Here is a 26193-nt window from a genome sequence, read left to right on the forward strand (position 1 = left end):
AATATATAAATAATATGAATCATATTATTTATAACGTCTATCTTCATTGTTATTTATAAAATAAGATTATGTTAATGTAGTGACACTATAATAAAAATATAGTCGGTATTAAGGTTGTTTTAAAGTTTAGGGTGAACAAAAAAGTCGTCATTCCGTAAGTCGTTTAATACGGAATCTCATGAAGTTGGCACAGAATAATTAAGATCCTGAATCAAGTTCAGATGACAACTTAGAGTTCTGGGTGACGAGAAAGTTACAGGAGTGATATGAGCAAGTAGCATTTACAAGCTCAAAGTTAAGTCTTGCGCCAATGACCCCGTTGGCTTTTCAATTACACGAACTAACTCTTTACCATTTTGCTTAACAATAAACGTAGGGGTGTATTGTAAATCGTTCGCCTCTGCTATACCGCCAGCATCACGTTTATCGTAATCCACAGCTACATAGTTAATACTTGCAAGCTTTACTTTAGACTCTTCAAGTAACTTAATTAGTTTTGGCACTTCTCGCTCACTGTCGTGGCACCATGTTCCAAATAATACAATAAGCTCTTTGCCTTTTAACTTTTGCATTAATGCTATATCTTGCGCTGTTGGCGTAAACGCTTTGTATTGCTCGCTAAATTTATCATAATCGTTCAACAGTACATCAGTTGTAATACCGCCCGAAAACGGTGCATTAGCTACACAACCTACCAATGGCATACTTAAAGCACACAATAAAATTAATTTTTTAAACATAAGGCTACTTTTAAAATGAGTAATTTAACGACTATACCCAATATTTAGTACGGTGTGAATAAAGAAAGGATACTCGCTTATAAAAAATTAGTTGTAAAGTATGTGTTGTTCAAGTTTTAAGATAACAATAATATTCGTCATTCCGTAGATCACTTAATACAGAATCTCATAGAGTATACACACCGTAATTAAGACCCTGAATCAAGTTCAAGATGACGACTTTAAGGGTTTAAAATAACGAAAAAGTTACTCTTCTTCACCTTCTAACAGTTGAGCAAAATGAGATAGCTTATCTAAAGCTAATCCATGAATTGATTGTCGAGGATAACGACCTGTACTATTCATTACGCCTGCCGTGTTTTTCATTAATAACTCTAATGCTTGATCAATCGTTTCTACTGCATAAATTGAAAACTCACCACGCTCCACCGCTTGTATAACTTCGTTATTTAACATTAAGTTAATAACATTTGTTTTGGGGATAATAACGCCTTGATTTCCAGTTAATCCTTTATCTTTACAAAGTTGAAAGAAACCTTCTATTTTTTCGTTAGCACCGCCAATAGATTGCACTTCGCCATGCTGATTAATCGAACCTGTAATAGCTAAGCTTTGATCTATTGGTAATAAAGTAACCGCTGAAATTAGTGCACACAGCTCGGCCATTGAGGCACTATCTCCGTCGATATGACCGTAAGATTGTTCAATAGCGATATTAGCCGAAATAGCAACAGGGAAACTTTGACCATACTTATGCCCTAAGTACCCTGTTAGCAACAAAACACCTTTTGAGTGAATAGATTTACCTAAATCAACCTCACGCTCAATATCAGTTACGCCTTGGCTACCAGCATAAACGGTTGCCGTGATACGTGCAGGTGTACCAAAAACACTATCACCAATTTCTAATACCGTTAAGCCATTCACTTTTCCAATGAACTCACCTTCAGTATTTATTAATACTTGCTGCTCTTTAATTTCGTCAAGCCAAGTTTCACTCAACCTACCTGTACGACGCTTTTTAGCTGCTAATGCCATAGCAACATGCTCTGATTTTAAAGTGCCGTTAGCACCACTTTTACTCCACCAATAATTTGCTTCATCTAATAAATCATTTACTTGCACAATATTGGCTGAAATTTTATGTTGGTGCTCTGCTCGTCTTAGCGAATAGCGAACAAGTTCCAGTACTGCTTCATCATCAATTTCAGGGTAGTTATGCTGAAATGCTCGTTGACGAATCAAATTACCGAAAGCGATTAAGTTATGATCTGTTTTCTCTAAATGACGATCAAAATCAGCCAATACTCGGAATAACTCGGTAAACTCTTGATCATAATCTTGCAGAGTGTAATAGATTTCAGCATCACCTAATAAAATAACCTTCACACTTAACGGTATTTTTTCAGGTTGTAAGCTATAAGAACCAGGTTGGCTTAACTCTGAATAAGGATTCTCTATTGTTATTTGCCCAGTTTTCAACGCCAGCTTAAGACGAGACCATACTAAAGGTTGTGTTAACAACTTATCTGCATCAAGCAATAGATAACCACCATTCGCTTTATGTAATGCGCCTGGACGAATTAATCGATAACTCGTATAACTACTGCCTTGAAAGCTAGAATAATCTACATGACCAAATAAATTTTGATATGTTGGGTTTTGCTCATATACAACAGGTGCGCCATCAGTTTCATTTCGAGGCACTAATAAATTGGGCAAAAAGCGTTCAACCATGAGTTTACGCAGTTCTTTATCATTAGGCGCATCATCTTCATTATTGACCAGAATTTCTAACGATACATCAACAACATGATTACTAACTTTACTAAGGTATTTTAATATCCCTGCATTTTCACTAAACTCTTGCTCTAGTTCTTGTAAATAGGGTTTTATTGCTTGCTCTGCCGTTTCAAGTTTCAGTTTACGTAATAAATCTGACGACTCACGTTTCCATAACGGTAATTCAATTAATTGTTCAGCCAGTGCAATTTCTAACTCGCCTAAAAGTTTATAAAACTGAGCTCTTTCCGTTTCATTAATATTCGCAAATTCTTTATCGTTTAATGGCTTACCATCAACTAAAGGAGCAAAGCCTACTTCGCCATTTTCTTCATACAATGAAACATTGTTTTTCAATGCTATTTTTTCAACAGTAGAAATAGCTTCATCATATTTTTTATTAAAATCACGATCAATGGCTGACTTATATCGTTGATAGCCTGGGTTATCAAAAATTTCAGGAAATAAATCCATTAACTCATCAATAAACTTATTCATCCGTGATAACAACTGTTTACCATCACCTGGATTAACGTAAAGTTTATAAGGTGCATGACTTTCATCAAAGTTATTGATGTAACACCACTCAACAGGAGTCGCTTGTTCTTTTGCTAATTTAGCTAACAACTGCTTAATTAATGTTTGTCTTCCTATGCCATGTTCTCCCATAGCAAACACATTAAAGCCTACAGATGACATTGAAAGACCAAAGTCTAATGCCTCTTTAGCTCGTTCGTGACCAACAAAAATTTGTTTTATTTCACTGGCGTCTTTTTTTTGAGAAAAAAGTTCAGCAGATAAAGTAGAGCTAAGTTGTGCAGCAGTTATTTTACACTGCAAAGCAGGTGTTGTTATCATGTATGTCCTTGAGAATATTACTTTTTTGAAATAGAGCAAGCTAGATAAAGCTATCGCGCTAGTGTACTAGCTAAGGGCTTTGCTAACAATATAAATGGTTACTCTAGATTAAAGATATTTTAAGGAGCTAACGGTAGACGAGTAAAACTATTTCCACCACACTTTACACACTCAGTCACTTTACTAAAATGCACAATATGTTGCTTGTCATCACATTGCTGACAAACTAATTCCCCAAAACCAATAACATCGCCCACTTTATACAGCCCTTCATGCTCAAAATCGTCCATCAATTCAGCCCATTCGACTTGCGACTTATCCGTTAATTGTGCAAGCGTCGACCATAATGTTTCATTGAGTAATCCCAAATAAGTAGAGTTTTTTGCTTCAGACTGATTTTGCAGATAAAAGTCATGTAAATCATATTTTAAATTTTCAGTAAATTGGTTTACTTTTTCCTCTGACATATCTTCCGCTGCTTTAGCGTAGAGCTTAGCCTGCTTAACTAATTCTATAATTTTTGGCTTTTGTAACTCCGTCATTTCATCAAGCCAGTTGCTAAGATCTTGGTAAATTTCCGTAAGATAGTCTTTTTGATTTGCCATTACCTTTTCCTTTTCTCATTATATTTATGAATACACTTACTAACAGTATAGACAAAATTGCCAATATAAGCTTGTTGTTAGCACGCTAGATAAGGTATTCTATCACGATAATTTAAACTCAAGTTTATTGCGTGTTCCACCTGTTTTTTATTATTATCCAAGCAGATTAACACCCTACAATAACATCTAAAATAGCGTTAGAGACCCCCTAATGGAAGCCATTTATAATCCCCAATCGATTGAAGAATCAGTACAAACTTTTTGGACTGAAAACGATACATTTAAAGCTGTTGAAGACGACAGCAAAGAAAAGTTCTATTGTCTTGCCATGTTTCCATACCCTAGTGGGCGTTTACATATGGGTCATGTACGCAATTACAGCTTAGGTGACGTAGTTTCTCGCTATCAACGTCTACAAGGCAAAAATGTAATGCAACCTATGGGTTGGGATGCTTTTGGTTTACCTGCTGAAAATGCTGCGATTAAAAACAAAAGCGCGCCAGGCACTTGGACTTATCAAAACATTGACTACATGCGTAATCAATTAAAATCGTTAGGTTTTGGTTATGATTGGAGCAGAGAGTTAGCGACTTGCAAACAAGATTATTATCGCTGGGAACAATGGTTTTTCACTAAGCTTTATGAAAAAGGCTTAGTTTACAAGAAAAATGCTACTGTAAACTGGGATCCTGTTGATCAAACAGTATTAGCAAACGAACAAGTCATTGACGGCCGAGGCTGGCGCTCAGGTGCAATCGTTGAAAAGAAAGAAATTCCTCAATGGTTTATAAAGATTACCGATTACGCACAAGAATTACTTGATGATTTAGATCAGTTAACTGACTGGCCGGAACAAGTAAAAACAATGCAACGTAACTGGATTGGACGCTCACAAGGCGTTGATATGACTTTTCAAGTTGACGGCTTAGTTGAAGGCAAACAAGAAAGTTTTGATATTTATACAACACGCCCAGATACCTTAATGGGGGTTACTTATGTCGCTCTTGCTGCTGAACATCCTTTAGCGTTAATTGCTTCAAAAGATAATGCAGCATTAGCAGACTTTATTAAAGAATGTAAAGGCAACCAAACCACAGAAGCTGATATGGCTGCGATGGAAAAGAAAGGTGTTGATACCGGTTTTAAAGCTATTCACCCGCTTACCGGTCAGTTAGTGCCAGTTTGGGCTGCTAACTTTGTGTTAATGGATTACGGCTCTGGTGCGGTTATGTCTGTTCCTGGTCATGATCAACGTGATTATGAATTTGCCAAAAAATATAACCTTGAAATTACGCAAGTTATTGCTGGAAAAGATGAAGATAATATAGAAGAATCGGCGATTACTGAGAAAGGTACTCTAATTAACTCAGGCGAATTTGATGGCTTAGATTTCGAGCAAGCATTTGCCGCAATCAGTGAGAAATTAGCCAATGAAAACAAGGGTAAAGTAACGACTAACTTCCGTCTACGTGATTGGGGAGTCTCTCGTCAACGTTATTGGGGAACGCCAATCCCAATGATTAGCCTTGCTAATGGTGAGTCAGTTCCCGTACCTGAAAATGAATTACCGGTAGTATTACCAGAAGATGTAGTAATGAACGGCGTTACTTCACCTATTAAAGATGATCCAGAATGGGCAAAAACCACTTTTAATGGTGAACCAGCTTTACGTGAAACCGATACTTTCGATACCTTTATGGAATCTTCATGGTATTACGCACGTTATTGTTCACCAAATGATGACACTCAAATGATCGACCCAGCTAAAGCAAATTATTGGCTACCTGTTGATCAATATATTGGTGGTATTGAACACGCTATTTTACATTTACTTTATTCACGTTTTTTCCATAAATTACTACGTGATGTTGGCTTAGTTAATTGTGATGAACCTTACAAAAAACTATTATGCCAAGGCATGGTATTAGCAGATACTTATTATCGTGAAGCAGATAATGGCGGACAAGAATGGATTGCTCCTACTGACGTTACCGTTGAGCGTGATGAAAAAGGTCAAGTAACCTCGGCTATTAGCAATATTGATGGCGAAGCGGTTATCTCAGCCGGCATGAGTAAAATGTCAAAGTCTAAAAACAATGGCATTGATCCACAAGAAGTAATTAGTAAATATGGCGCAGATACTGTGCGTTTATTTATTATGTTTACTTCACCGCCAGAGCAAACTTTAGAATGGTCTGATGCTGGTGTTGAAGGTGCACATCGTTTTGTTAAACGTGTTTATAAACTTGTGCATGACTTTATCGAGGTAAATGGGGAATCAACAGCAGTAGACAATATTAAATTGAATGCTGACCAGAAAAAACTTCGTCGTGAGTTACATAAAACAATTGCCAAAGTAACTGATGATATTGGTCGCCGAAATACTTTTAATACAGCGATAGCTGCCATCATGGAGTTAATGAACCATTTAACTAAAGCGCCCATGGCAACTGATGAAGACAAAGCAGTAATGCTTGAATCTCTTCGTGCAGTAGTAATCATGTTAACCCCGATCACACCGCATATGTGTCATTACCTATGGAACCAATTAACGCAACAAACCGTGGTTGATAACAACAACGCTGTTGAAAATGCTCAATGGCCTGTAGTTGATGAAAGTGCGCTAGTTGAAGATGAGAAATTAATCATTGTTCAAGTAAACGGTAAGTTACGTGCGAAAATCACCGTTGCTGCTGATGCGAGTAAAGAAACCGTTGAAGCATTAGGCTTAAATGATGAGCATGTATTGAAATTTACCGAAGGCAACACTATTCGTAAAGTTATCTATATACCAGGTAAACTATTGAATATAGTGGCTAACTAAGATGTATTTATCACTAAAGCAGTATGTAAGTCGTCAGGCTATTAAGCAAAGGAGTTGTATTTTTCTAGTAATATTTTCTACTAGCTTTTTAAGCGCTTGTGGCTTTCATCTGCGTGGTGATTACCTGCTTAGTGATGAACTGCAAACTCTGTATGTAAGCTCAAGTGATGTTCATGGTGAATTGACCCGCTTGGTGAAACAACACCTTTCACGGAACCAAGTGAATGTACTAAAATATAAAAGTACCCAAAAACCTGAGCTTCGCATACTGTCAGATACGCTCGATAGAAGAACTTTATCTGTATTTCAAAACGGCCAAGTGGCTGAATATGAACTTATTTACACCGTTCATTATCAGCTACGATTTGGCTCTACAAATGGTGAACCACTTGAAGAGCCTCAAGACTTTAGCTTTGAATTAAACCGAGACTACCAAGATGATCCTAATCTAGCATTAGCAAAATCTCGCGAATTATCATTATTATTAAGTGAAATGAGAAAGTCTGCTGCCGATAAAATTTTACGAGACATGGCAAGAATTCAGCGATAATACTGACAACTTGCGCTAACTTTTAAACAAGGCATCTATGAAGATTTACCACAACCAACTACAGCAAACAGTAAAACAAGGCTTCAAGCCTGTGTGGTTGGTATTTGGTGATGAACCTTGGCAAAAAAATGATAGCTTAGCAATAATCAAAAATCATGCTCTACAACAAGGTTTTAGTGAGGTTATTCGCTTTACTAGTGACAATAGTTTTGATTGGCAACAGCTCATCGATGAATATCAATCAATGAGCTTGTTTTCTAGCCAACGTATTATTGAAGTGGAATTAACGACGGTTAAGGTTGGAGAAAACGGTAATAAAACCTTACTTGCATTAAGTGAGATTATTGAAAAAAATGCAGCATTACAAGATGTGGTTTTTATTTTTTATGGACCTAAACTTGATGGTCCTAGCGCGAATAAAAAATGGTTTAAAGCCTTAACTCAACTAGGTTGCTACCTTCCTATATATGATATTGATGCAAAAATATTACCTCGCTGGTTGCAAAACCAAGCAAGAAGCTTAAATGTCAATTTAGCACCTGAATTATCCTCATTATTAATCGAGTTATGTGAAGGTAATTTACCCGCTTTAGAACAAGAGCTTCAAAAACTCTCATTACTTTTTCCTAATAATAATCAACAGATCAGTTTAAATGATGCCGAAAAGTTAGTAACCAAACAAGCTAAATTTAATCCGTTTCAAATTATTGATGCTTTATTACTGGGTAATTGCAAAAAGTGTGTTGTGATGTTAGATCAATTACAGCAAGAAGGTGCTGCTACCGGACAAATAATTTGGGTATTTCACAAAGAAATAAACCTGTTATACACCATGCTAAGTAAAGTAGCACAAGGAACGCAGCTCAATGACTTATATAAAGAATATCGAATATGGGATAAACGTAAACCTTTATATCAGCACGCACTAACACATATAAGCCTAAAGAATGTAAAACGAGCTATGTCACGACTTGCTGACATTGATTTAATCAGTAAAACCAGTAGCGAATTCAACGCTTTCATATTATTAGCCGATTTATGCATAACTCTATATTACGGCGAAACTACCCAACACTTTTCGCTAAATTATGAATATAGTTAACCTGCGCTAACTTAAGAGCTCAGCTACACGCAAAGATAGTTAATAAGAATAAAGACGTAAGAGTAAAATTAATGATGAGCAAAAAAACGGTGAGTGATATTGGTATTTTAGGTGGTACCTTTAACCCCATTCATCTTGGTCATACCTTACCTGCGAAAGCAGTAGCTAAACATTTATCATTAGATGAAGTGTTATTTATTCCTGCCAGCATTCCTCCTCATAAAGCATCACCTAATGTCAGTGCCACCCAACGCGCAACTATGGTGAAATTAGCATGTGAGAGCGAATCTATATTTAGTTGTGATGAACGCGAATTACAACGTAGCGGCTATTCTTATACCGTAGACACGTTGAAAGAACTATCGTTAGCGTATCCCAATTCACGTTTATATTTCATCATGGGCTTAGACTCCTTATTAACCTTTACCCATTGGCATAAACATCAAGAGATATTATTGTTTTGTCACTTAATCGTGAATACTCGGCCAAATTATCAGTTAGACAATATTAATCAAGCGACTCAAATATTACTCAATGAACATCAAGTAGACGATGTTCATTCATTAAAGCAAAAAAAATCAGGCAGTATATTATTACTCCCCTGTGACCTTCCAAATAATGAAAAACTCATAAATATCAACCTCTCTTCTAGTGAAATAAGACAGCGTTTAATTAATAAACAGAGCTGTCAAACGATGTTAAATCCAAAAGTATTAGATTTAATCAACAAAAATAAGCTTTATCGTTAACTGCTTCGTTAAAAAGTGTTACTATTGCCAACTTATATGGTGCGTATTTTAACGCAGCTATTATCGGTACCTTAATACCGAGCTTAATAATAAACCTGACTCTAGGAAGAACAACCTTGCAAACTGAAGAACTTAATAAATTTGTTATAGAAAAACTTGATGATATGAAAGGAAGAGATATTATTTCTCTTCATATTACTAATAAAGCAAGTTTTGCTGATTATATGATTATCTGTTCAGGTAATTCAAAACGTCACGTAAAATCAATCGCTCAATCTGTTGCTATGGAATGCCGTGCCGCTGGCTCTGCTCCTCTTGGAATGGAAGGTAACGATGTTGGTGAATGGTCATTAGTAGATTTAGGCGATATTATCGTTCATGTTATGACTGATGAACAACGCGATAAATATAATTTAGAACAGTTATGGGCAGAAGAATAATTTAGCTGGACTTATTAATGAAACTAACTTTATATGCCGTTGGCACTAAAATGCCTTCTTGGGTCACTCAGGGCTTTAGCGAATATTCTCGTCGCTTTCCTCGTGACTTGCCATTCGAGTTAGTCGAAATATCAGCGGGAAAGCGTGGTAAAAATGCAGATATAGCACGTATCTTAGAAAAAGAAGGTGAGCAATTACTTAACGCTATTCCCAAAGGAAACCGTATAGTCACTTTAGAGGTGGAAGGTAAACCTTGGGATACGCCACAACTTGCTAAACAACTTGAACGTTGGCAGTTCGACGGTAGAGATGTCGCATTGTTGGTGGGTGGCCCGGAAGGCTTATCTCCTGCTTGCATTGAAGCGAGTGAACAAAAATGGTCTTTGTCGTCATTAACCTTGCCCCACCCAATGGTTAGAATTCTTATTGCTGAAAGTTTATATCGCGCTTGGAGCGTCAATACTAATCACCCTTATCATAGAGAATAGCTGTGACTAATTGTTGTATGGCTGTACAAAACTTTCTTTATAATATTCTTTACAATGAGTGTGCTAATAAAAATATATTCGCCCCTAAAATAGTATGGCGTAAAGGAAATAATTGTGGCTAAACGTCGTATTACGATGCGTAATCATAGCGCAGAAGCAAACTTATTTGCTCGTCGTACCTTTATTATATTTATTGGCGTATTAGTACTTATATTAGTATTGTTTAATAATATCTATTCACTGCAAGTAAATTCATTTGAAAAATATCAAACGCGTTCTAACTCTAACCGAATAAAGCTGTTGCCAGTTGCTCCGAATCGGGGCCTTATCTATGATCGAAATGGTGTTATTCTTGCTGATAACAAACCAGTTTACAGCCTAGCCGTTATTCCCGAGCAAACTGACAACTTACAAGAAAATATTGACGAAATTAGTGCGTTACTCAACATCAGTGATGATAGAAAAAAAAGTTTCTTCAAATCTGTCAAACGAAAGCGCCGTTTCAAGCAAATTGAATTACACCCTCGTTTAAGTGAACAACAAGTTGCTCTTTTCTCCGTTAACCAACATAAATTCCCGGGCGTTTTTGTCGATGCTCGGTTAAAACGTTATTATCCTTTTGGCAAGTTAACCACACATAACTTGGGCTATGTAGCACGAATAAATCGTAAAGATGCTAATCAACTCGAAATTGATGGCAAGTCTGAAAACTATGCGGCAACTCATGGTATAGGGAAACTAGGTATTGAAAAATATTATGAAGATATTTTACACGGAACTATAGGCCACCAAGAAGTTGAAGTTAATAGTCGAGGCCGAGTTATTAGAACATTGGATTATAAACCGCCAACCCCCGGTAAAGACTTAACGTTAACGCTCGATATTGAATTACAAATGATCGCTAAACGCGCACTTGCAGGAAAGCGCGGTGCAGTAGTTGCCATGGATCCTCGTACAGGCGGTATTTTAGCAATGTACTCGAATCCTAGCTATGATGGTAACTTATTTGTCCATGGTATTAGCACTAAAAATTGGAATAAAATACGTAACTCAAAAGATTTACCACTAATCAATAGAAGTGTTCAAGGCTATCCGCCTGCATCAACAGTAAAACCTTTCTTAGCATTAACAGGTTTAGAAGAAGGCGTTATTACACCTGAAACTAGAGTTTGGGATCCCGGTTGGTACCAACTTAAAGGCTTACCTAATAAATACCGTGATTGGAAAAAATGGGGCCATGGCTGGGTTGACTTAAATAAAGCAATTGAGCAGTCCTGTAATACCTACTTTTTTGATTTAGCGTTTAAACTTGGTATTACCAAAATTAGTACTATGATGGAACGTTTTGGTTTTGGTGATTACACTGGCATTGATATACATGAAGAAAGTAGTGCGATAATGCCAAGCGTTGCATGGAAACGTGCGCGTTATAATAAGTCTTGGTACACGGGAGAAACCTTGTCTGTTGGAATAGGTCAAAGTTACTGGACCGTTACACCTTTACAATTAACTCAAGCATTAACAACGTTAGTAAATCACGGCAAACGTAAAGTGCCGCATTTACTTAAATCAACTAAAGAGCCTAGCAGGGATCCCAATGTTGAAGAAGAAGTAATTTATGAAGAACAAGCCCCTCTCGTTCTAAAAAACGATGAACATTGGGATTTAGTACTTAACGCCATGCATCGTACAGTACAAGAAATTGGCGCAACAGCCCATGCCCCTTTTAAAGGAGCAAAATATGATGCATCAGGTAAAACAGGCTCGGCACAGGTTGCTCGTATCAAACAAGATGAAAAATATGATGCGAAAACAACTAAAGAAAATCAACGAGACAATGCAATGTTTATCGCTTTTGCCCCCTATAATGCACCTGAAATAGTTGTATCGGTTGCAATAGAGAACGTTGCAAAAGGTGGCGGTGGAACGAATGCGGGCCCAGTAGCAAGACAAATTATGGATCAATACTTTGGTAACAGAGAAATTACGTCTAGTTATGGAAGTTCAACTACCGATTCAGATAGTATTGCTAATCACCAACATGATCACTCGCCACAACAACAAAAACTGAGCTCTGATAATGCGGAATAACAGCGAAGCGCAACAACCCTATAGTGTATGGCAGAAGTTACACATTGATTTAGTATTGTTGCTTGGCATATTATCACTGATGGCTCTTGGGTTATTTATTGTCTATAGCGCTGGTGGACAAAACATAGAGATTGTTTACCGCCAAGCTATTCGATTAGGCGTCGCTTTAGCCGTTATGTTAGCAATAGCCCAAATCCCGCCGCTTTCTTATAAAAAATGGGCGGTATCTGTTTTTGTATTAGGTGTATTACTATTAGTTTGTGTATTACTTTTCGGCCATGTAGGAAAAGGTGCGCAGCGTTGGCTAGATTTAGGTTTTATGAAATTTCAACCATCTGAAATAATGAAACTGATTGTACCTATTATGATTGCTTGGTTTGTTAGCCAAAAAAGCCTCCCCATAAAAAAAACTACGATGTTTTTCGCTTTTATTTTAGTGTTAATCCCCACACTCTTAATTGCTAAACAGCCAGATTTAGGAACATCGCTATTAATTGCTAGTTCTGGTATTTTTGTAATATTTCTTGCTGGTGCAAGCTGGAAGCTTATTGGTGTCTGTGTTGGTTTAGCCTCTGCTTTCGCACCTATTTTATGGATGTTTTTGATGAAAGATTATCAAAGGCAACGTGTAATGACTTTTTTAAACCCTGAACAAGATCCTCTCGGCTCTGGCTACCATATTATTCAATCTAAAATAGCGATTGGCTCAGGTGGCGTTACTGGTAAAGGCTGGTTACAAGGCACACAATCACAGCTAGAATTTTTACCTGAACGACACACCGATTTTATTTTTGCCGTTTTTAGCGAAGAATTTGGTTTAGTTGGCGTCGGAATATTACTCGCAGTATATTTACTTATTGTAATGCGCGGTTTATGGATAGCAACAAATGCTCAAGATGCTTTTACAAAATTATTGGCAGGTAGTATAACTTTAACTTTTTTCGTTTATGTATTTGTGAATATTGGTATGGTATCAGGTTTATTACCGGTGGTTGGTGTGCCACTACCGCTAGTTAGCTTTGGTGGCACCTCAATGGTGACATTACTCGCAGGATTTGGCATGCTTATGGCTATCAGTACACACAGGCGATTTCATGTGTAATATTTCATCTTAACTTGCTGTTAGCCTAGCCGCTAACGATAACTTTGCCTTTTGCTTAAATTAATAATACTGCAATTATAACAATCAAAAACTTTATACAATGAGTAAATTCATGAGAAATCTACAAACACTTTTCTTAATTATTTCAGTGCTTCTTCTCGCATCCTGTAGCACTGGTCGCTATCAAGATAAACATGACAGTATACCCACTCGACTTCCAAACCAAAGTGAGCAACAAGATGCCATTGCACGTGCTGAAGTTTATAGCAGAGGGGGTAATAAAGACTATCAAGTACGTGGTATCAACTATAAAATATTACCCAGTGCACAAAATTTTGAGCAAATAGGTACAGCATCTTGGTACGGCAATAAGTTTCATGGGCATTTAACGTCGAATGGCGAAATTTATGATATGTACGCAATGAGTGCTGCACATAAAAATTTACCATTACCTACTTACCTTAAAGTCACCAACCTAGCTAATGATAAATCAGTTATTGTCCGTGTTAACGATCGAGGACCCTTTCATCAAAATCGTATTATTGATTTATCCTATAGTGCAGCTTATAAACTTGATATGCTAAAAAGTGGTACCGCAGACGTAAAAATTAGCGCGATTACCGAATTTGGAGAGAAAATAACAGCAATGACCTCACCTATTACGAATAAAGAAATAGATAAAGAGCCAATCATTAGTAAAACAATTGCTGACCATTTACTTGAGAAAACATCAACTAAAGCAAAAGATCATATTCAAGTGTTTGCTACTACCAAACATGAATTAGCGCAAAAAATAGCGAAAGAGATAGCAATCAAACATTCTCAAACGGTTAAATTCCCTAAAGAAAATGGAATATATCGTATTCAAATAGGTCCAATTGTAGATACAACCATTTTAAATAACCTATTAATAGAGCTAAAAAGTGGTAGCTATCCCAATGCCTATTTAAAAGCTTTATAATACAAAACAATGCAGAAGTTAAGATATTAAGACTAATTGTAAATCGATTTTTACAATTTACTTAATATCAACCATAGCCATGTAAATTAGAGCTGTTATACTTTCTCTAGCTTTATATTCATTCATCACTCTATCGAATCTAACATTAAATAATTATGCCTATAAAATCAAAAAATATCGTACGTAATTTTTTCAAAATCATATCCACTTCTTTGTTTGGAACAGCACTCACTTTTTCATCGATAAGTAATGCAATAACAATTATACCTGATGCACCACAAATTAATGCTAAAGGGTATATTTTAATGGATTTCACTACAGGTAAAGTTATTGCACAAAGCAATGCCGACATGCAATTAGCACCTGCTAGTTTAACCAAAATGATGACAAGTTATATCATAGGAAAGGAATTAAAAAACGGCAATATATCCAATGAAGATAAGGTGAGAATCAGTGAAAATGCTTGGGCAAAAAACTTTCCTGATTCATCAAAAATGTTTATCGAAGTCGGTACAGAAGTTTCAGTTGAACTACTAAACAAAGGTATTATTGTTGCGTCAGGTAATGATGCCTGTGTTGCAATGGCCGAGCACATCGCTGGTAGTGAAGGTGCTTTTGCTGACTTAATGAATGCTCATGCTGCACAGTTAGGTATGTCGAGTTCATTCTTTGAAAACAGTCATGGTTTAGATAGCTCATCACATATGACCACACCACGTGATATGGCAACTTTAGCGGGTGCAATTATCCGTGACGTACCTGATGAATATTTAATTTATAAACAAAAATCTTTTACATACAACAATATCAAACAGTATAACCGTAACTCATTGCTGTGGGATAAAAGCTTGAATGTGGATGGCATGAAAACAGGCCACACATCAAATGCTGGTTATAGTTTAGTAACCTCGGCAACAAAAGGTGACATGCGCCTGATTACCGTGGTAATGGGCACTGAAAGTGAGCGTTCACGTAAAGTAGAAAGTAAAAAATTACTTAACTATGGCTTCCGTTTCTTTGAAACATTTACACCATACCAAGCTGGTGAAATATTTGCGACTAACCGTATTTGGATGGGTGATAAAAAAGAAGTAGATTTAGGTATTACAATGGATATTCCTATTACTATTCCTCGTGGTCAACGTAAAAACTTAGAAGCAACATTTGAATTAGATCAACAACTAAAAGCACCAATAGCAAAAGGCACTGTTGTTGGTAAGTTATTCTTACAAATCGGAAATGAAGAGATTGCGCAATACCCTCTTGTTACTCTACAAGAAGTTAATGAAGGTAGTTTCTTTTCAAAAGTAGTTGATTACATTAAATTATTCTTTGCACAGTTTTTTGAATAAAAGCTTTGTGCAAAGCAGTAAATAAACAACCTAGACTCAACAAGCTACCTAGATAGTTTACATAAAAAAGCCACAAGTGATATATCACCTGTGGCTTTGTTTTTAGGGCTATATGTCCTGCCTTACAATCTGTTTAAACATACTCTAAGATTAAACAACACGCTGAATAACCGGCGCCAAAAGAGCATAACACCGCTTTATCTCCTGAATTAAAACCATCATGATGTTTATGCAAAGCAATAATACAACCTGCTGAACTCGTATTAGCGTACTCATCTAAAATAATAGGTGCTTCTTCTGGAGTAGGATCGCGCCCTAAAACCTTCTTACCAATAAAGTTATTCATATTAATATTTGCTTGGTGTAAATAAAGGCGCTTAATATTTTCTGGTGCTAAGCCAACCTTATCCATTTGCGATGCTATTAGGTTCGATACCATCGGCAGTACTTCTTTAAATACTTTACGCCCTTGCTGTATAAAATACTTATCGATATCGTTTTCAGTGTCAGGACTACATTGATTCATATAACCAATATTGCTACGAATATTATTTGAAAATTGTGTGATAGGTTGTTCTGCAATAATTTTGAATTGATGCTCGCCTGTCGCTGTAGAAGCATCCTCAATGATTGACGCTGTTGCAACATCACCGAAAATAAAATGACTATCTCTGTCTCGGTAATTAATTTGTGGTGACAGTATTTCAGGGTTAATCACTAATACTGTTTTAGCTGTACCACTACGAATAGCATTGGCCGCATTGATAATACCAAATGTTGCTGCAGAACAAGCAACCAACATATCAAACCCCCAACCAGGACAACCTAATGCTTGTTGTATTTCAATTGCCATAGCAGGGTAAGAGCGTTGCGTATAAGCGCAAGCGACAATAATAAGGTCAATATCTGCCGCGGTTTTATTCGCTGCTGCAATTGCTTGTTTGGCTGCTGCAACACCAATTTCGGCTTGTAGGGATAATTCGCTATTTGGCCGTTCAGCAAATGAAGGCCTCATAACATCAATATTTAAGATGTCTGACTTAGACATAACATAGCGGCTTTTAATACCTGAAGCTTTTTCGATAAAAGCGCTACTTGAATGGGCTAGCGCAGTAATATCACCATTTTCGATGGCTTGTTCATTACTGCTATTGAATTGATCGACATAACGATTGAAACAAGTAACTAACTCATCATTTGAAATACTTTCAGAAGGAGTAAATAACCCCGTACCACTAATTACAACAGACATAAAATTTTCTCAAACATACAAAGAAGGTATGACCACTAGTGTATTTTATTTGATAGGTTTTGTCGATTGTTCGGCAATTTATTAACAACAGGGCTTAATGACAATAGTCATTCTATTACCCGCTAAACTAACCTTAATGTAAAAGGTTATTCCTCAAAATAAGTACCCCAACCGTCATAATCTACTTTGCACTTCTGCGCCAGCTCAAACATTTCTTTTGTTTCTTTTCTCAGTAATTCTGCGTTTAGCATTTGCTCAGTTACAATATCAAAAGCAAATACTTTATCACCATTTTCAAGTTCAGCTTCTTCAGGCTCTTCAATTTCTAACCCTAATTTAAATGCAGCTATTGCGGCCTTTTCAAGTACCTCAAAATTTTCACTAGCAAAATGATGTTCAATGGTATGGTATACCTCTTCATTTGTGCCGTCTTCGAGTAATTCACCAACAAGTGCATCGGTATGTTCCAACCAACCTTCTAATTCTTTATCAATCATTTTCTTTACCCTTTGCTATTTCTTCATCAAGTTGACTAATTTTTTCTTTCATTAAAGCGTGTGTTTGCTCTGCTATAATACGCGCACTGACACTAGTATCATTAGGAATCACAATCGGGTCTAAAAGTTCAATAATAATTTTACCATTGTTCCAGCGTCCTAGTTTAATTGTTCCGTTTTGATTACTAACACAAATAGGAATTATAGGAACGTTAGCTTGTATTGCTGTACGAAAAGCGCCTGTTTTAAAAGGTAAAAGCCCTCGCCCTTTACTGCGAGTACCTTCAGGGAACATCAACACAGAAAGTTTATTTTGCGTAATTTTTTTGACGGTAACATTCATAGTCCCCATCGCTTTATTCGAATTTTTACGATCAATTAATATGTTGCCTGTCAGCCAATACATTTGGCCAAAAATAGGGATCCATTTTAAACTTTTTTTACCTAGCGTTACCGTGCCTGGCTGGACAGCATTAGCGACAGTAAAAATATCATAATTGTCTTGGTGATTAGCCACATAAATTGCAGGGCCGATAGTTTTAACTGACTCAGGAATTCTGACTTCAACATCAAAACCGAGTAATTTACTTATTTTGCCTAAATATTTAGACGTATAGTAAACATTGTCTCGATGAAAGGGCCTTATTACACAGTATAAGCAAGAAAGAATGCAAACAAGTAGAAAGACAAGAGCCATCAAAATAAAACGAAAAAGAGATAACAATAAAGGAATTCCTAGCAAAATTTAAGGTGGCGAGTATAGCAAGTTGCCATACTCAATAAAACAATTACTATCCTTAACATAGTAATCAAAGACTTAATTTTCCAATATAAAAATTAATAAAAACAAAGTAAAGGCTGGGTCGAGTCTTCGAACATGTTTAACTGTCGATTCACTACCAGAGTATTTAAAATACCTTATGTAATAATGGCAGCTTTAGATATAGAGAAAGTATAGTAAAACAATACTATTAGGATTAGTTAACCTTAAGGTCAATAAGCATAAGGTTAACTAATTTGGCATTTAACTAGTTTGACATTTAACTAATATCTGTCATTTTCATCTGAATATAAGACTGGGCATCATTTGATAGATGAGACTTAGATAAGTAGCTTTTTCCGGTATTTTTCCCTGCCTTAAAATGCAAAACATACCCTAAACTCGTTTCTGTTATTGTGGTTACGTCTTGCCATAAAATCCTGCCGGTATGATAAAAAGACTCACTAAGAACACCTTGTTCATCAATAGTTAATGTTACTTCGCTGTTAGAAGCTTTACTAAGCATTTGTCTAACAACCCACCAAGGCTGACTATAGTAAAGACTTAGCGCTTCTAAGATCCCTAGTGCCACAACAAACCAAGCAGCATAGGCATTTACCGGAGTAAATAATAGAATGATTAAACCAAATAACATTAACACACCTGATTTTAAAAAAGTCTTAGCTGAAAGCTCTAATGTGCTTGATTCACTATAACACTCGTTAAAATATGGTTTATCTAATATAAATTTGCTTGTAAAAGAAGGAGATGAATTCATGAAAAAAAACTAACAATAAATAAAAATAATTCTAACAGAAATTATTCATGAAGTAATGAAGGTAATTGAACTTTAATGGTTAAAAAGCACTCTGCGTCATCAAAATGCCACAAGTGCTATAAAATTAAAAACTACTGCGATCGATAAATGATTTTGGTTCTTCATTTCTTGCTAAACCATTCTTCATTGCTATCCGTTGGTTTTTCCGTCCTAATAATCGTAACTGAACTATCCTTTCCCAGAATAACGCCGCTCGGGTATCTTTTTTCCAAGTCTTTTTAAATAAATATTTAGCGGCAGCAATAGCGTCGGGACTTTGTTGACAGATTTTTTCAGCCAACGATTTTGCTTCAATTAATGGTGTATCACTAACCTTTGAAACTAAACCATATTGCTCAGCCTCAACTCCGGAGAAAAATCGCCCTGTCATTGTTAATTCTTGGGCTATATCTACACGAGTTAATCTGGACAAGGTTGCCATACCGCTCATGTCGGGGATCAAACCCCATTTCATTTCTAGAATCGATAGATTTGCATCAGGAGTCGCTATACGATAATCACAACCCAATATAATTTGCATACCAGCCCCAAAACAATTGCCGTGTACAACAGCAATAACAGGTACTGATAAATCTCGCCAAACGTGTGCTACTCGTTGAAACATATTATCTTTGCGCCAAGGGAGTTTGAAGAAGAACTTACCAATCATTGAGGGATTTTTAGCAACATAATTAAAATCTAACCCCGCACAAAATGAAGCCCCTGCGCCTTGTAAAATGACACAACGAATACTGCGATCTTTATCTATTTTTTTAGCTACTTGCACTAATTCAAGTATCATTGGTTTATCTAAACCATTATGTTTATCCACTCTATTTAAAGTGACATAAGCAATGTTTTGCTCAACGTTAAATTTCACTCTCGCATTAGTCATAAAATTTACCATCTCAAAGTTAATCTTTTATTGAGTGTGCCATAATTAAACTGGTAGTACCACAAAGCAAGATTATTTAGCTTAACGCGGTAATTTTCAGATCAAAAATGTGTTTTTTTCCCTGAACTTTACCAATATATCCGATAATTTTGTGGTAAAGTTACTAAACGCACCTAGATTAATATCATTACAAAAATAAAACAGCCTCAGGTTGATAATGTTAAAAATAAATAACATGTAATGATTACTGATACTTTCAGATGTCTACTATTTAAGACGTCTGCCCTTGGTATAAACACCAAAGGGATAATAGTTTAATTTTTCTAAGGAAATAACATGCAAGTTATTATTTTTGACGATGCACAACAAGTTGCCGTTAATGCTGCCGAATGGGTAGCTGAATTAATTACTAAGAAAAAAAACCCCGTGTTAGGCCTAGCGACAGGCAGCACTCCAATTAGTCTTTACCAACAACTTGTTAATAAATATAAAGCAGGTGAGTTGAGCTTTAAAAATACGACAAGTTTTAATTTAGATGAGTATTTGGGTATTGATGCTGATAATGAACAAAGCTATCGCCACTTTATGAATCAAAATTTATTTAATCATGTTGATATTAATATAGACAATACCTTTTTACCTACTTGTAACCAAGGTGAAAACCCTAGAGAGCAAGGCTTAGCTTATGAAGAGAAAATCAAGCAAGCAAATGGTGTTGATTTACAAATATTAGGCATTGGTGCAAATGGACATATTGGCTTTAATGAACCAACGTCAAGTTTAGCGTCACGCACACGAATAAAAACATTAACACAACAAACTCTTAATGATAATTCTCGTTTATTTAATAAAGATGAATTTCAGCCAACACTCGCTATGACCATGGGTATTGCAACTATTTTAGATGCTAGATATGTATTATTAATGGCGACGGGTGAGAGTAAAGCCCAAGCGGTAAAAGACATGGTAGCAGGGCCACTTTCAGCTATGTGCCCTGCTTCAGCTTTACAAATGCATGAAAACGCCATTATATTATTAGATAAAGCGGCAGCAAGTAAGCTTGAAGATCAAGAGTATTACCACTGGGCAAATAATCAAAATATTAAAGTGAATGAAGAGTTTGGTTTATATCACAACTATTAATTTAGATAATATTAATTTAGATGATATTAATTTAGATAATTACATACATTAACAATAAAAAACCGACATTATGTCGGTTTTTTTATAGCAGTTTCATTAATTAAGTGAACAATTAGATACGTAGAAAAAATTGCCAAATATAAGGCATTTATTTCAATAACTAGTTGTTCTAATTATTAAATAAATAACGATGTAGTTGGTTATTTTAGCAAGTAGAAATGATCACATAGCTAGTGAGCTTGGTATTATCCATTATCGAATTAGCCGTAAATCGCTAGAATAAATAGCCTAAGATTAAAAATATCGTTTATACAGCAAACGGGTATTTTATCGCTTCATGACTCTGATAGCCTTCCACTGAAAAATCATCCATTGTGACCCAGGTTTCTAAGTCTTTTAATGATTTAATATCCGGATTTATAATCAATTTAGGTAACGGCAACGGTTCACGTTTAAGTTGTACATCTTTCATCAAGGCCAATTGATCTTCATAAATATGTGCATTCACTATTTTATGATAAGCAATACCAGGCTTTAACCCTGTAATTTGTGCCATGATAGCCAAGAAGAAAAACACCTGTACTTGGTTGAAATTTAGTCCTAATGGTACATCACACGAACGTTGAAAACTGGTTAAATAAAGTGTGTCATCCAATACTGAAAAATTGTGAGTATGCATACAAGGTCTTAAACAACCCATATGAAATTCACCAGGGTTATAAAAAGTCAGAATTTCAGCACGGTCGTCGATGCCTTGACTTAAGTTATCAACTATTTTTTGGAGCTGATCAATAGTGCCACCATCTGGTGTAGCCCAAGCTCGGCCCTGAACGCCATAAACACGCCCCATATCATCCTCACCTTTACGGTGAGTATTATTCAACCAAACATCATTTAAATTAGCATTCGCATCCCAGGTTTTTGTACCTAGCTTTCTAAAATCAGCCGCATTATCATAGCCACGAATATAGCCAAGAAATTCAGCAATAGCCGATTTAAAAAAACTTTTTCGGGTAGTTATCATCGGAAATTCGTTATCGGCAACATTGTATTCCAAATCGGCATTAATCACAGTTAAGCAACGCTTGCCTGTTCGGCTATTTTCAACCCAAGTTCCGTGGTCAACAATACGTTGACATAAATCTAAATATGCGCGCATTATGTTTTACCTTTATTTGAAGATGTTGTTTTTTTTCCTGTGCGCTTTGTATTAGAAATTGCTTCTTTTTCTTGAATTAAGTAACCCAAATAAATAATCAAAATCCCACCTAAAATCATAGGAACACTTAAAATCTGCCCTTTAGTAATAAAAGAAAAATATAAGCCTAAATGGGCGTCTGGCTCTCTAAAGAATTCAATAATGGTTCTAAACACACCATAACCAATTAAAAAGACGCCTGAAGCTAAACCTAAACTTCTAGGCTTACGTGTAATAACGTATAAAATAACAAATAAAACAACGCCTTCCAGGAAAAACTCATACAACTGTGAGGGGTGACGTGGCAATTGTAATGGGTCTGTTGGAAACACCATAGCCCAAGGTACATCAGTTTGTCTTCCCCATAATTCAGCATTAATAAAGTTACCTAAACGCCCCATCCCTAAACCAATAGGTACAAGTGGTGCAACAAAATCACCAACCGTTAAAAAAGCTTTATTTGTTTTACGTGCAAAAAGATACACCGCAGCAATAACACCAAGCAAGCCACCATGGAATGACATACCGCCAGCCCAAATTTTGAAAAGGTATAATGGCTCAGCTAAAAAGTAGTCGAATTGATAAAATAGTACGTAACCTATTCGCCCACCTAAAATAACACCAAGAAAGCCATAAAATAATAAATCGCTTACTTGCTCACGAGTCCACTCGCCACCACTTTTATCCGCGGCTTTATTTGCAATAAACATTGCACCCAAGAATCCGACTAAGTACATCATGCCGTACCAACGAAGTGCAACCGGCCCAATACTAAAAATAATAGGGTCAATAATGGGAAATTGTAAAAATTGGTCTGTCATTTTCTATCCAAATAAAGCTTCGCTGAAAAATACGAAGAAAAGTTAAGTTAACATCATTTTCATTGCCACAATAATAAGAAAAATGGCAAATAATTGTTTTAAAGTTTGTACTGGTACCTTAGCGGCATATTTTACGCCAACAGGGGCAAATAATGAAGATGTAAGCGCTATTCCGCTTAAAGCAGGTAAATAAACGTAACCAAGACTCCAAGCAGGTAATAATTCATTACCAAATCCTGAAATGATATACCCCAAAGAGCCAAATAACGCCACCATAACACCACATACGGTGGCAATACCAATACAATGCCTTAATGGCGTACCAAAATACGTTAAGATTGGCACTAAAATAGCACCACCTGCCATGCCCATTAAACTCGCAACCACACCGGTGAGTAAACTAATAAATTGTAACTTAATTTTTGATGGCATTTCTTTATAGCGCTGCAAGCGAATAGATAACAGCATATAGGACGCAAGTATCACAACCGCAATAGCAAAAAAGCTTGTTAATGCCTGAGCTGACAAATGATCTGCAATAAAAGCCCCGACTAAGGCCCCAAAAGCGACAATGAACATCAGTGGTTTAGTTATATTCCAAGGAATATTTCTGTTCTTATGGTGAGCAAATGTGGCACTCGATGAAGTAATCACAATTGTCGATAACGAGGTTGCCAATGCCATCGGCATTATCACTTCATTACTAATCCCTAGTTGAGGTAATAAGTAAACCAAAGCTGGCACTACTATCAAACCACCACCAATACCTAATAGCCCAGCTAAAAAGCCAGTAAAAGCGCCAAGGAATATACAGCTAATAAAAATTAAAAACATTACAATCCAGCGCGAATAAAACCGCCCAAACCTAATTGTTCGAGTTGCTCATTTAAGTAAATATGCACTTGCTTAGCAGTAATCAGTTTTAAGGTGTGAGATAAAATCAATTCAGCTCTTTGAAAATCAATATGGCGAATAACCCATTTAATACGCGCTATATTATGCCCATTCATACTGAGTTTATCAAAACCCATAGCTAATAATAATAAGGCACCAGCAGGCTCACCAGCTAACTCCCCACACAAACTTAGCGGTATAGAATACTTTTTAGACTGTTTTGCAATAGTATACAGAGCTCTAAGCACCGCAGGATGATAAGCATCGTGTAAACCAGCCACTTGCGCATTGTTACGGTCTACCGCAAGTAAGTATTGTGTTAAATCATTACTACCAACAGAGAAAAAGTCGACTCGCTGTGCTAATTCTTCAAGTTGAAAAATCACAGAAGGAACTTCTAACATAATACCTATTTTAGGACGAGGAAGCTCTTTAACTTGAACGTCGCCGCCATACTGATTATTTATCCCATTTTGACTTTCACTACTTATCTCGGCACCTACTTCTAGGTAAGCTTGATTTATTAAGCGAATAGCATCATCAACTTCATTAACATTTGAAATCATAGGTAACATAATTTCTAAGTTATTATACTGATGATTAGCTCGAATCATGGCACGAACTTGAACTAAAAATATTTCAGGGTGATCTAAAGTGATCCTGATCCCACGCCACCCTAAAAACGGGTTATCTTCAGTAATAGGAAAGTAAGGTAACGATTTATCTCCGCCTATATCTAACGTACGCATGGTAACCGTTGCTTGAGAAAACTCTTTTAATGTTTTTTCATATAAGGTCGTTTGCTCCTGCTCTGATGGAAAGTAATGTCGATCCATAAACGGAATTTCAGTTCGATACAAACCTATGCCTAAACTACCTAAGTTTTCTGGACGATCAAACCCCGCAGACAAACCAGCATTTAATTGTAGCTCGATAGCTTGGCCATCTTGAGTAATTGTGGGTAAATGAACTTCTTGTTGAATTTTACTGATCAACTCGCTTTCTTGAGCAATTAATTGACGATATTCACTTATCAATGCGTCATCAGGATTAATAAATAGCTCACCGCTATAACCATCGACAATCGCTTGTTGATGATTAAACTGGGCAATAGGGATATTCGTAATTCCCATAATGGCCGGCAATTCAAGCGCATGTGCTAAAATAGCAGCATGAGAATTAGCAGAGCCAGATAAAGAAACGATACCTTTTAATCCTTTGTGTTGATATTCAGCTAACATAGAAGCTGTTACATCTTCAGCAAGCAAGATAAAGGCTTTAGGGAGTTTTACTTTTAGCGATTTTTTCTTCTGTAAATTACGTAATAATCTATTACCTAAATCACGAATATCGGTAGCTCGCTCTTTTAAATAGCTATCATCTATCGCTTCAAATTGAGTCACATAATGATCAATGATAAGTTTAAGGGCACTTTCTGCTTGCCAGCCTTCATTGATTTTTTTGATTACACCTTGACGAATATCCGCTTGATCAAGTAACTGTATATAAACATCAAAGATGGCTAAGTTATCATCGGTGATAATATCACTTAGTTTTTGACTCAACTTTTCAAAGTCAGCTTTGGTTTTATTAACTGCAGCAGTGAAGCGCATAATTTGCTTACTTTGTTGAGCTAAGCTAACTTTTTCTAAGACTACTGTGACAAGCTCAACCTTAGGTTGATAAACAACTATCTCACTCAGCGCGATACCAGGAGCACCTGCAATACCTAATAACTGTTTTACATCTTTACTTTTATCTGATTGCATAAAGAGGTTTTTCACCTCGGCACTGGCTAACGCATTAGCCAATTGTGCTGCTATCGTAACTAAAAAGGCTTCTTCATTTTCTGTAAAATTTCTAGCGTTTTTTTGTTGAATAGAAAGAATGCCCAACACTTTACGTCGGTGGATAATAGGTGTGCCTAGAAAAGCATTAAAATCATCTTCTTCAACTTCAGGTGCATGCATGAAATGTTGATGATTTCTTGCATCAGCTATATTTATTGGCTCTTCTCGCTGCCCTACTAGCCCAACCAACCCTTCAGAGAACCTTATCGCTGTTTGCCCAAACGACTTTTGTGCTAATCCATCAGACGCCATTAATAAGAAGTGTTGTTGAGCGTGATCAGCTAAATAAATTGAGCAACAGTCGGTATTCAGTGAATTTTTGATTTGGCTAACCATACGCTCTAATGCTATTTGCAAGTGCATTTCTTGACTAAACTCAAGCACAATACGACGTAGCGTGGTTAACATAATTTCCTTATTGA

The 26193-nt window shown here is 36.3% G+C and carries 23 protein-coding genes; 11 read left to right on the top strand and 12 right to left on the bottom strand.

What is annotated here, in order from left to right; all coding sequences use genetic code 11:
* Positions 1 to 281: 281 nt before the first annotated feature.
* From GQS55_RS15140 to GQS55_RS15150, 3 genes are all read right to left on the bottom strand, one after another.
* Entirely contained in the window at positions 282 to 740 is a 459-nt protein-coding gene (locus tag GQS55_RS15140; RefSeq protein WP_159821287.1) for a TlpA family protein disulfide reductase, read from the bottom strand.
* A 246-nt stretch (positions 741 to 986) separates the two neighbouring features.
* Positions 987 to 3380, bottom strand: coding sequence for a Lon protease family protein (locus tag GQS55_RS15145; protein WP_159821288.1), 2394 nt, complete (start codon positions 3378 to 3380; stop codon positions 987 to 989).
* Positions 3381 to 3499: 119 nt separating this feature from the next.
* Entirely contained in the window at positions 3500 to 3985 is a 486-nt protein-coding gene (locus GQS55_RS15150) for a zinc ribbon-containing protein (protein WP_159821289.1), read from the bottom strand.
* A 211-nt stretch (positions 3986 to 4196) separates the two neighbouring features.
* Here GQS55_RS15150 and leuS point away from each other — a divergent pair, with 211 nt between their 5' ends.
* The 10 genes from leuS to GQS55_RS15200 all read left to right on the top strand — a co-directional run bounded on the left by leuS (position 4197) and on the right by GQS55_RS15200 (position 15644).
* Entirely contained in the window at positions 4197 to 6809 is a 2613-nt protein-coding gene (gene leuS, locus GQS55_RS15155) for a leucine--tRNA ligase (RefSeq protein ID WP_159821290.1), read from the top strand.
* A 1-nt stretch (position 6810) separates the two neighbouring features.
* Complete coding sequence (locus tag GQS55_RS15160) at positions 6811 to 7359, top strand: LPS-assembly lipoprotein LptE (RefSeq protein ID WP_159821291.1); 549 nt, start codon at positions 6811 to 6813, stop codon at positions 7357 to 7359.
* A 37-nt stretch (positions 7360 to 7396) separates the two neighbouring features.
* Positions 7397 to 8461, top strand: a complete 1065-nt coding sequence (gene holA / locus GQS55_RS15165) for a DNA polymerase III subunit delta (protein WP_159821292.1) — start codon at positions 7397 to 7399, stop codon at positions 8459 to 8461.
* Between the two features lie 71 nt (positions 8462 to 8532).
* The gene (gene nadD, locus GQS55_RS15170) at positions 8533 to 9210 is read left to right on the top strand and encodes a nicotinate-nucleotide adenylyltransferase (RefSeq protein WP_159821293.1); all 678 of its coding nucleotides are present in this window, start codon (positions 8533 to 8535) and stop codon (positions 9208 to 9210) included.
* A 116-nt stretch (positions 9211 to 9326) separates the two neighbouring features.
* Complete coding sequence (gene rsfS / locus GQS55_RS15175; protein WP_159821294.1) at positions 9327 to 9650, top strand: ribosome silencing factor; 324 nt, start codon at positions 9327 to 9329, stop codon at positions 9648 to 9650.
* 17 nt (positions 9651 to 9667) lie between these two features.
* Positions 9668 to 10138, top strand: a complete 471-nt coding sequence (rlmH, locus tag GQS55_RS15180; RefSeq protein ID WP_159821295.1) for a 23S rRNA (pseudouridine(1915)-N(3))-methyltransferase RlmH — start codon at positions 9668 to 9670, stop codon at positions 10136 to 10138.
* A gap of 114 nt (positions 10139 to 10252) precedes the next feature.
* Positions 10253 to 12229: a penicillin-binding protein 2 gene (gene mrdA, locus GQS55_RS15185; RefSeq protein ID WP_159821296.1), complete on the top strand. Its 1977-nt coding sequence runs from the start codon at positions 10253 to 10255 to the stop codon at positions 12227 to 12229.
* On the top strand, positions 12219 to 13331 hold the full coding sequence (rodA, locus tag GQS55_RS15190; protein ID WP_159821297.1) for a rod shape-determining protein RodA: 1113 nt from the start codon (positions 12219 to 12221) through the stop codon (positions 13329 to 13331). The genes mrdA and rodA overlap by 11 nt, the downstream gene beginning before the upstream one ends.
* Before the next feature lie 112 nt (positions 13332 to 13443).
* A complete protein-coding gene (locus tag GQS55_RS15195; protein ID WP_159821298.1) occupies positions 13444 to 14292 on the top strand; it encodes a septal ring lytic transglycosylase RlpA family protein in 849 nt (282 codons plus the stop codon).
* 155 nt (positions 14293 to 14447) lie between these two features.
* Positions 14448 to 15644, top strand: a complete 1197-nt coding sequence (locus GQS55_RS15200; RefSeq protein WP_159821299.1) for a serine hydrolase — start codon at positions 14448 to 14450, stop codon at positions 15642 to 15644.
* Between the two features lie 133 nt (positions 15645 to 15777).
* Here GQS55_RS15200 and GQS55_RS15205 read toward each other — a convergent pair whose 3' ends face one another.
* The 5 genes from GQS55_RS15205 to GQS55_RS15225 all read right to left on the bottom strand — a co-directional run bounded on the left by GQS55_RS15205 (position 15778) and on the right by GQS55_RS15225 (position 19865).
* Positions 15778 to 16896, bottom strand: a complete 1119-nt coding sequence (locus GQS55_RS15205; RefSeq protein ID WP_159821300.1) for a beta-ketoacyl-ACP synthase III — start codon at positions 16894 to 16896, stop codon at positions 15778 to 15780.
* A 146-nt stretch (positions 16897 to 17042) separates the two neighbouring features.
* Entirely contained in the window at positions 17043 to 17393 is a 351-nt protein-coding gene (gene rraB, locus GQS55_RS15210) for a ribonuclease E inhibitor RraB (RefSeq protein WP_159821301.1), read from the bottom strand.
* Complete coding sequence (locus GQS55_RS15215) at positions 17386 to 18117, bottom strand: 1-acylglycerol-3-phosphate O-acyltransferase (RefSeq protein WP_159821302.1); 732 nt, start codon at positions 18115 to 18117, stop codon at positions 17386 to 17388. Before GQS55_RS15215 ends, rraB begins: the two co-directional genes overlap by 8 nt.
* 316 nt (positions 18118 to 18433) lie before the next feature.
* Positions 18434 to 18808 carry a YcxB family protein gene (locus tag GQS55_RS15220; protein ID WP_236559659.1) on the bottom strand — a complete coding sequence of 125 codons (375 nt, stop codon included), beginning with the start codon at positions 18806 to 18808 and terminating at the stop codon, positions 18434 to 18436.
* Between the two features lie 247 nt (positions 18809 to 19055).
* The gene (locus GQS55_RS15225) at positions 19056 to 19865 is read right to left on the bottom strand and encodes a crotonase/enoyl-CoA hydratase family protein (protein WP_159821304.1); all 810 of its coding nucleotides are present in this window, start codon (positions 19863 to 19865) and stop codon (positions 19056 to 19058) included.
* 336 nt (positions 19866 to 20201) lie between these two features.
* Between GQS55_RS15225 and nagB the strand changes: the two genes are divergently transcribed.
* A complete protein-coding gene (gene nagB / locus GQS55_RS15230) occupies positions 20202 to 21008 on the top strand; it encodes a glucosamine-6-phosphate deaminase (protein ID WP_159821305.1) in 807 nt (268 codons plus the stop codon).
* 307 nt (positions 21009 to 21315) lie between these two features.
* Here the strand turns inward: nagB and GQS55_RS15235 are convergent, their stop codons facing one another.
* Genes GQS55_RS15235 through ptsP form a run of 4 tightly spaced genes read right to left on the bottom strand, consistent with a single transcriptional unit; the run spans position 21316 to position 26179 of the window.
* Positions 21316 to 22167: a thymidylate synthase gene (locus GQS55_RS15235; protein ID WP_159821306.1), complete on the bottom strand. Its 852-nt coding sequence runs from the start codon at positions 22165 to 22167 to the stop codon at positions 21316 to 21318.
* The gene (gene lgt / locus GQS55_RS15240; protein WP_159821307.1) at positions 22167 to 23027 is read right to left on the bottom strand and encodes a prolipoprotein diacylglyceryl transferase; all 861 of its coding nucleotides are present in this window, start codon (positions 23025 to 23027) and stop codon (positions 22167 to 22169) included. The genes GQS55_RS15235 and lgt overlap by 1 nt, the downstream gene beginning before the upstream one ends.
* Before the next feature lie 42 nt (positions 23028 to 23069).
* The gene (locus GQS55_RS15245) at positions 23070 to 23861 is read right to left on the bottom strand and encodes a sulfite exporter TauE/SafE family protein (protein ID WP_159821308.1); all 792 of its coding nucleotides are present in this window, start codon (positions 23859 to 23861) and stop codon (positions 23070 to 23072) included.
* On the bottom strand, positions 23861 to 26179 hold the full coding sequence (ptsP, locus tag GQS55_RS15250; protein WP_159821309.1) for a phosphoenolpyruvate--protein phosphotransferase: 2319 nt from the start codon (positions 26177 to 26179) through the stop codon (positions 23861 to 23863). Before ptsP ends, GQS55_RS15245 begins: the two co-directional genes overlap by 1 nt.
* Positions 26180 to 26193 lie beyond the last annotated feature (14 nt).

This window comes from Colwellia sp. 20A7, assembly GCF_009832865.1.
Taxonomy (GTDB): domain Bacteria; phylum Pseudomonadota; class Gammaproteobacteria; order Enterobacterales; family Alteromonadaceae; genus Colwellia.

Coding starts and splice junctions, on each gene's coding strand:
- holA (WP_159821292.1), top strand. CDS start 7,397: ATGAAGATTTACCACAACCAACTACAGCAAACAGTAAAACAAGGCTTC.
- ptsP (WP_159821309.1), bottom strand. CDS start 26,179: ATGTTAACCACGCTACGTCGTATTGTGCTTGAGTTTAGTCAAGAAATG.
- GQS55_RS15140 (WP_159821287.1), bottom strand. CDS start 740: ATGTTTAAAAAATTAATTTTATTGTGTGCTTTAAGTATGCCATTGGTA.
- leuS (WP_159821290.1), top strand. CDS start 4,197: ATGGAAGCCATTTATAATCCCCAATCGATTGAAGAATCAGTACAAACT.
- GQS55_RS15160 (WP_159821291.1), top strand. CDS start 6,811: ATGTATTTATCACTAAAGCAGTATGTAAGTCGTCAGGCTATTAAGCAA.
- rraB (WP_159821301.1), bottom strand. CDS start 17,393: ATGATTGATAAAGAATTAGAAGGTTGGTTGGAACATACCGATGCACTT.
- rodA (WP_159821297.1), top strand. CDS start 12,219: ATGCGGAATAACAGCGAAGCGCAACAACCCTATAGTGTATGGCAGAAG.
- nadD (WP_159821293.1), top strand. CDS start 8,533: ATGATGAGCAAAAAAACGGTGAGTGATATTGGTATTTTAGGTGGTACC.
- rlmH (WP_159821295.1), top strand. CDS start 9,668: ATGAAACTAACTTTATATGCCGTTGGCACTAAAATGCCTTCTTGGGTC.
- GQS55_RS15205 (WP_159821300.1), bottom strand. CDS start 16,896: ATGTCTGTTGTAATTAGTGGTACGGGGTTATTTACTCCTTCTGAAAGT.
- GQS55_RS15225 (WP_159821304.1), bottom strand. CDS start 19,865: ATGACTAATGCGAGAGTGAAATTTAACGTTGAGCAAAACATTGCTTAT.
- GQS55_RS15145 (WP_159821288.1), bottom strand. CDS start 3,380: ATGATAACAACACCTGCTTTGCAGTGTAAAATAACTGCTGCACAACTT.
- GQS55_RS15235 (WP_159821306.1), bottom strand. CDS start 22,167: ATGCGCGCATATTTAGATTTATGTCAACGTATTGTTGACCACGGAACT.
- GQS55_RS15195 (WP_159821298.1), top strand. CDS start 13,444: ATGAGAAATCTACAAACACTTTTCTTAATTATTTCAGTGCTTCTTCTC.
- GQS55_RS15200 (WP_159821299.1), top strand. CDS start 14,448: ATGCCTATAAAATCAAAAAATATCGTACGTAATTTTTTCAAAATCATA.
- GQS55_RS15150 (WP_159821289.1), bottom strand. CDS start 3,985: ATGGCAAATCAAAAAGACTATCTTACGGAAATTTACCAAGATCTTAGC.
- lgt (WP_159821307.1), bottom strand. CDS start 23,027: ATGACAGACCAATTTTTACAATTTCCCATTATTGACCCTATTATTTTT.
- GQS55_RS15220 (WP_236559659.1), bottom strand. CDS start 18,808: ATGTTATTTGGTTTAATCATTCTATTATTTACTCCGGTAAATGCCTAT.
- nagB (WP_159821305.1), top strand. CDS start 20,202: ATGCAAGTTATTATTTTTGACGATGCACAACAAGTTGCCGTTAATGCT.
- GQS55_RS15245 (WP_159821308.1), bottom strand. CDS start 23,861: ATGTTTTTAATTTTTATTAGCTGTATATTCCTTGGCGCTTTTACTGGC.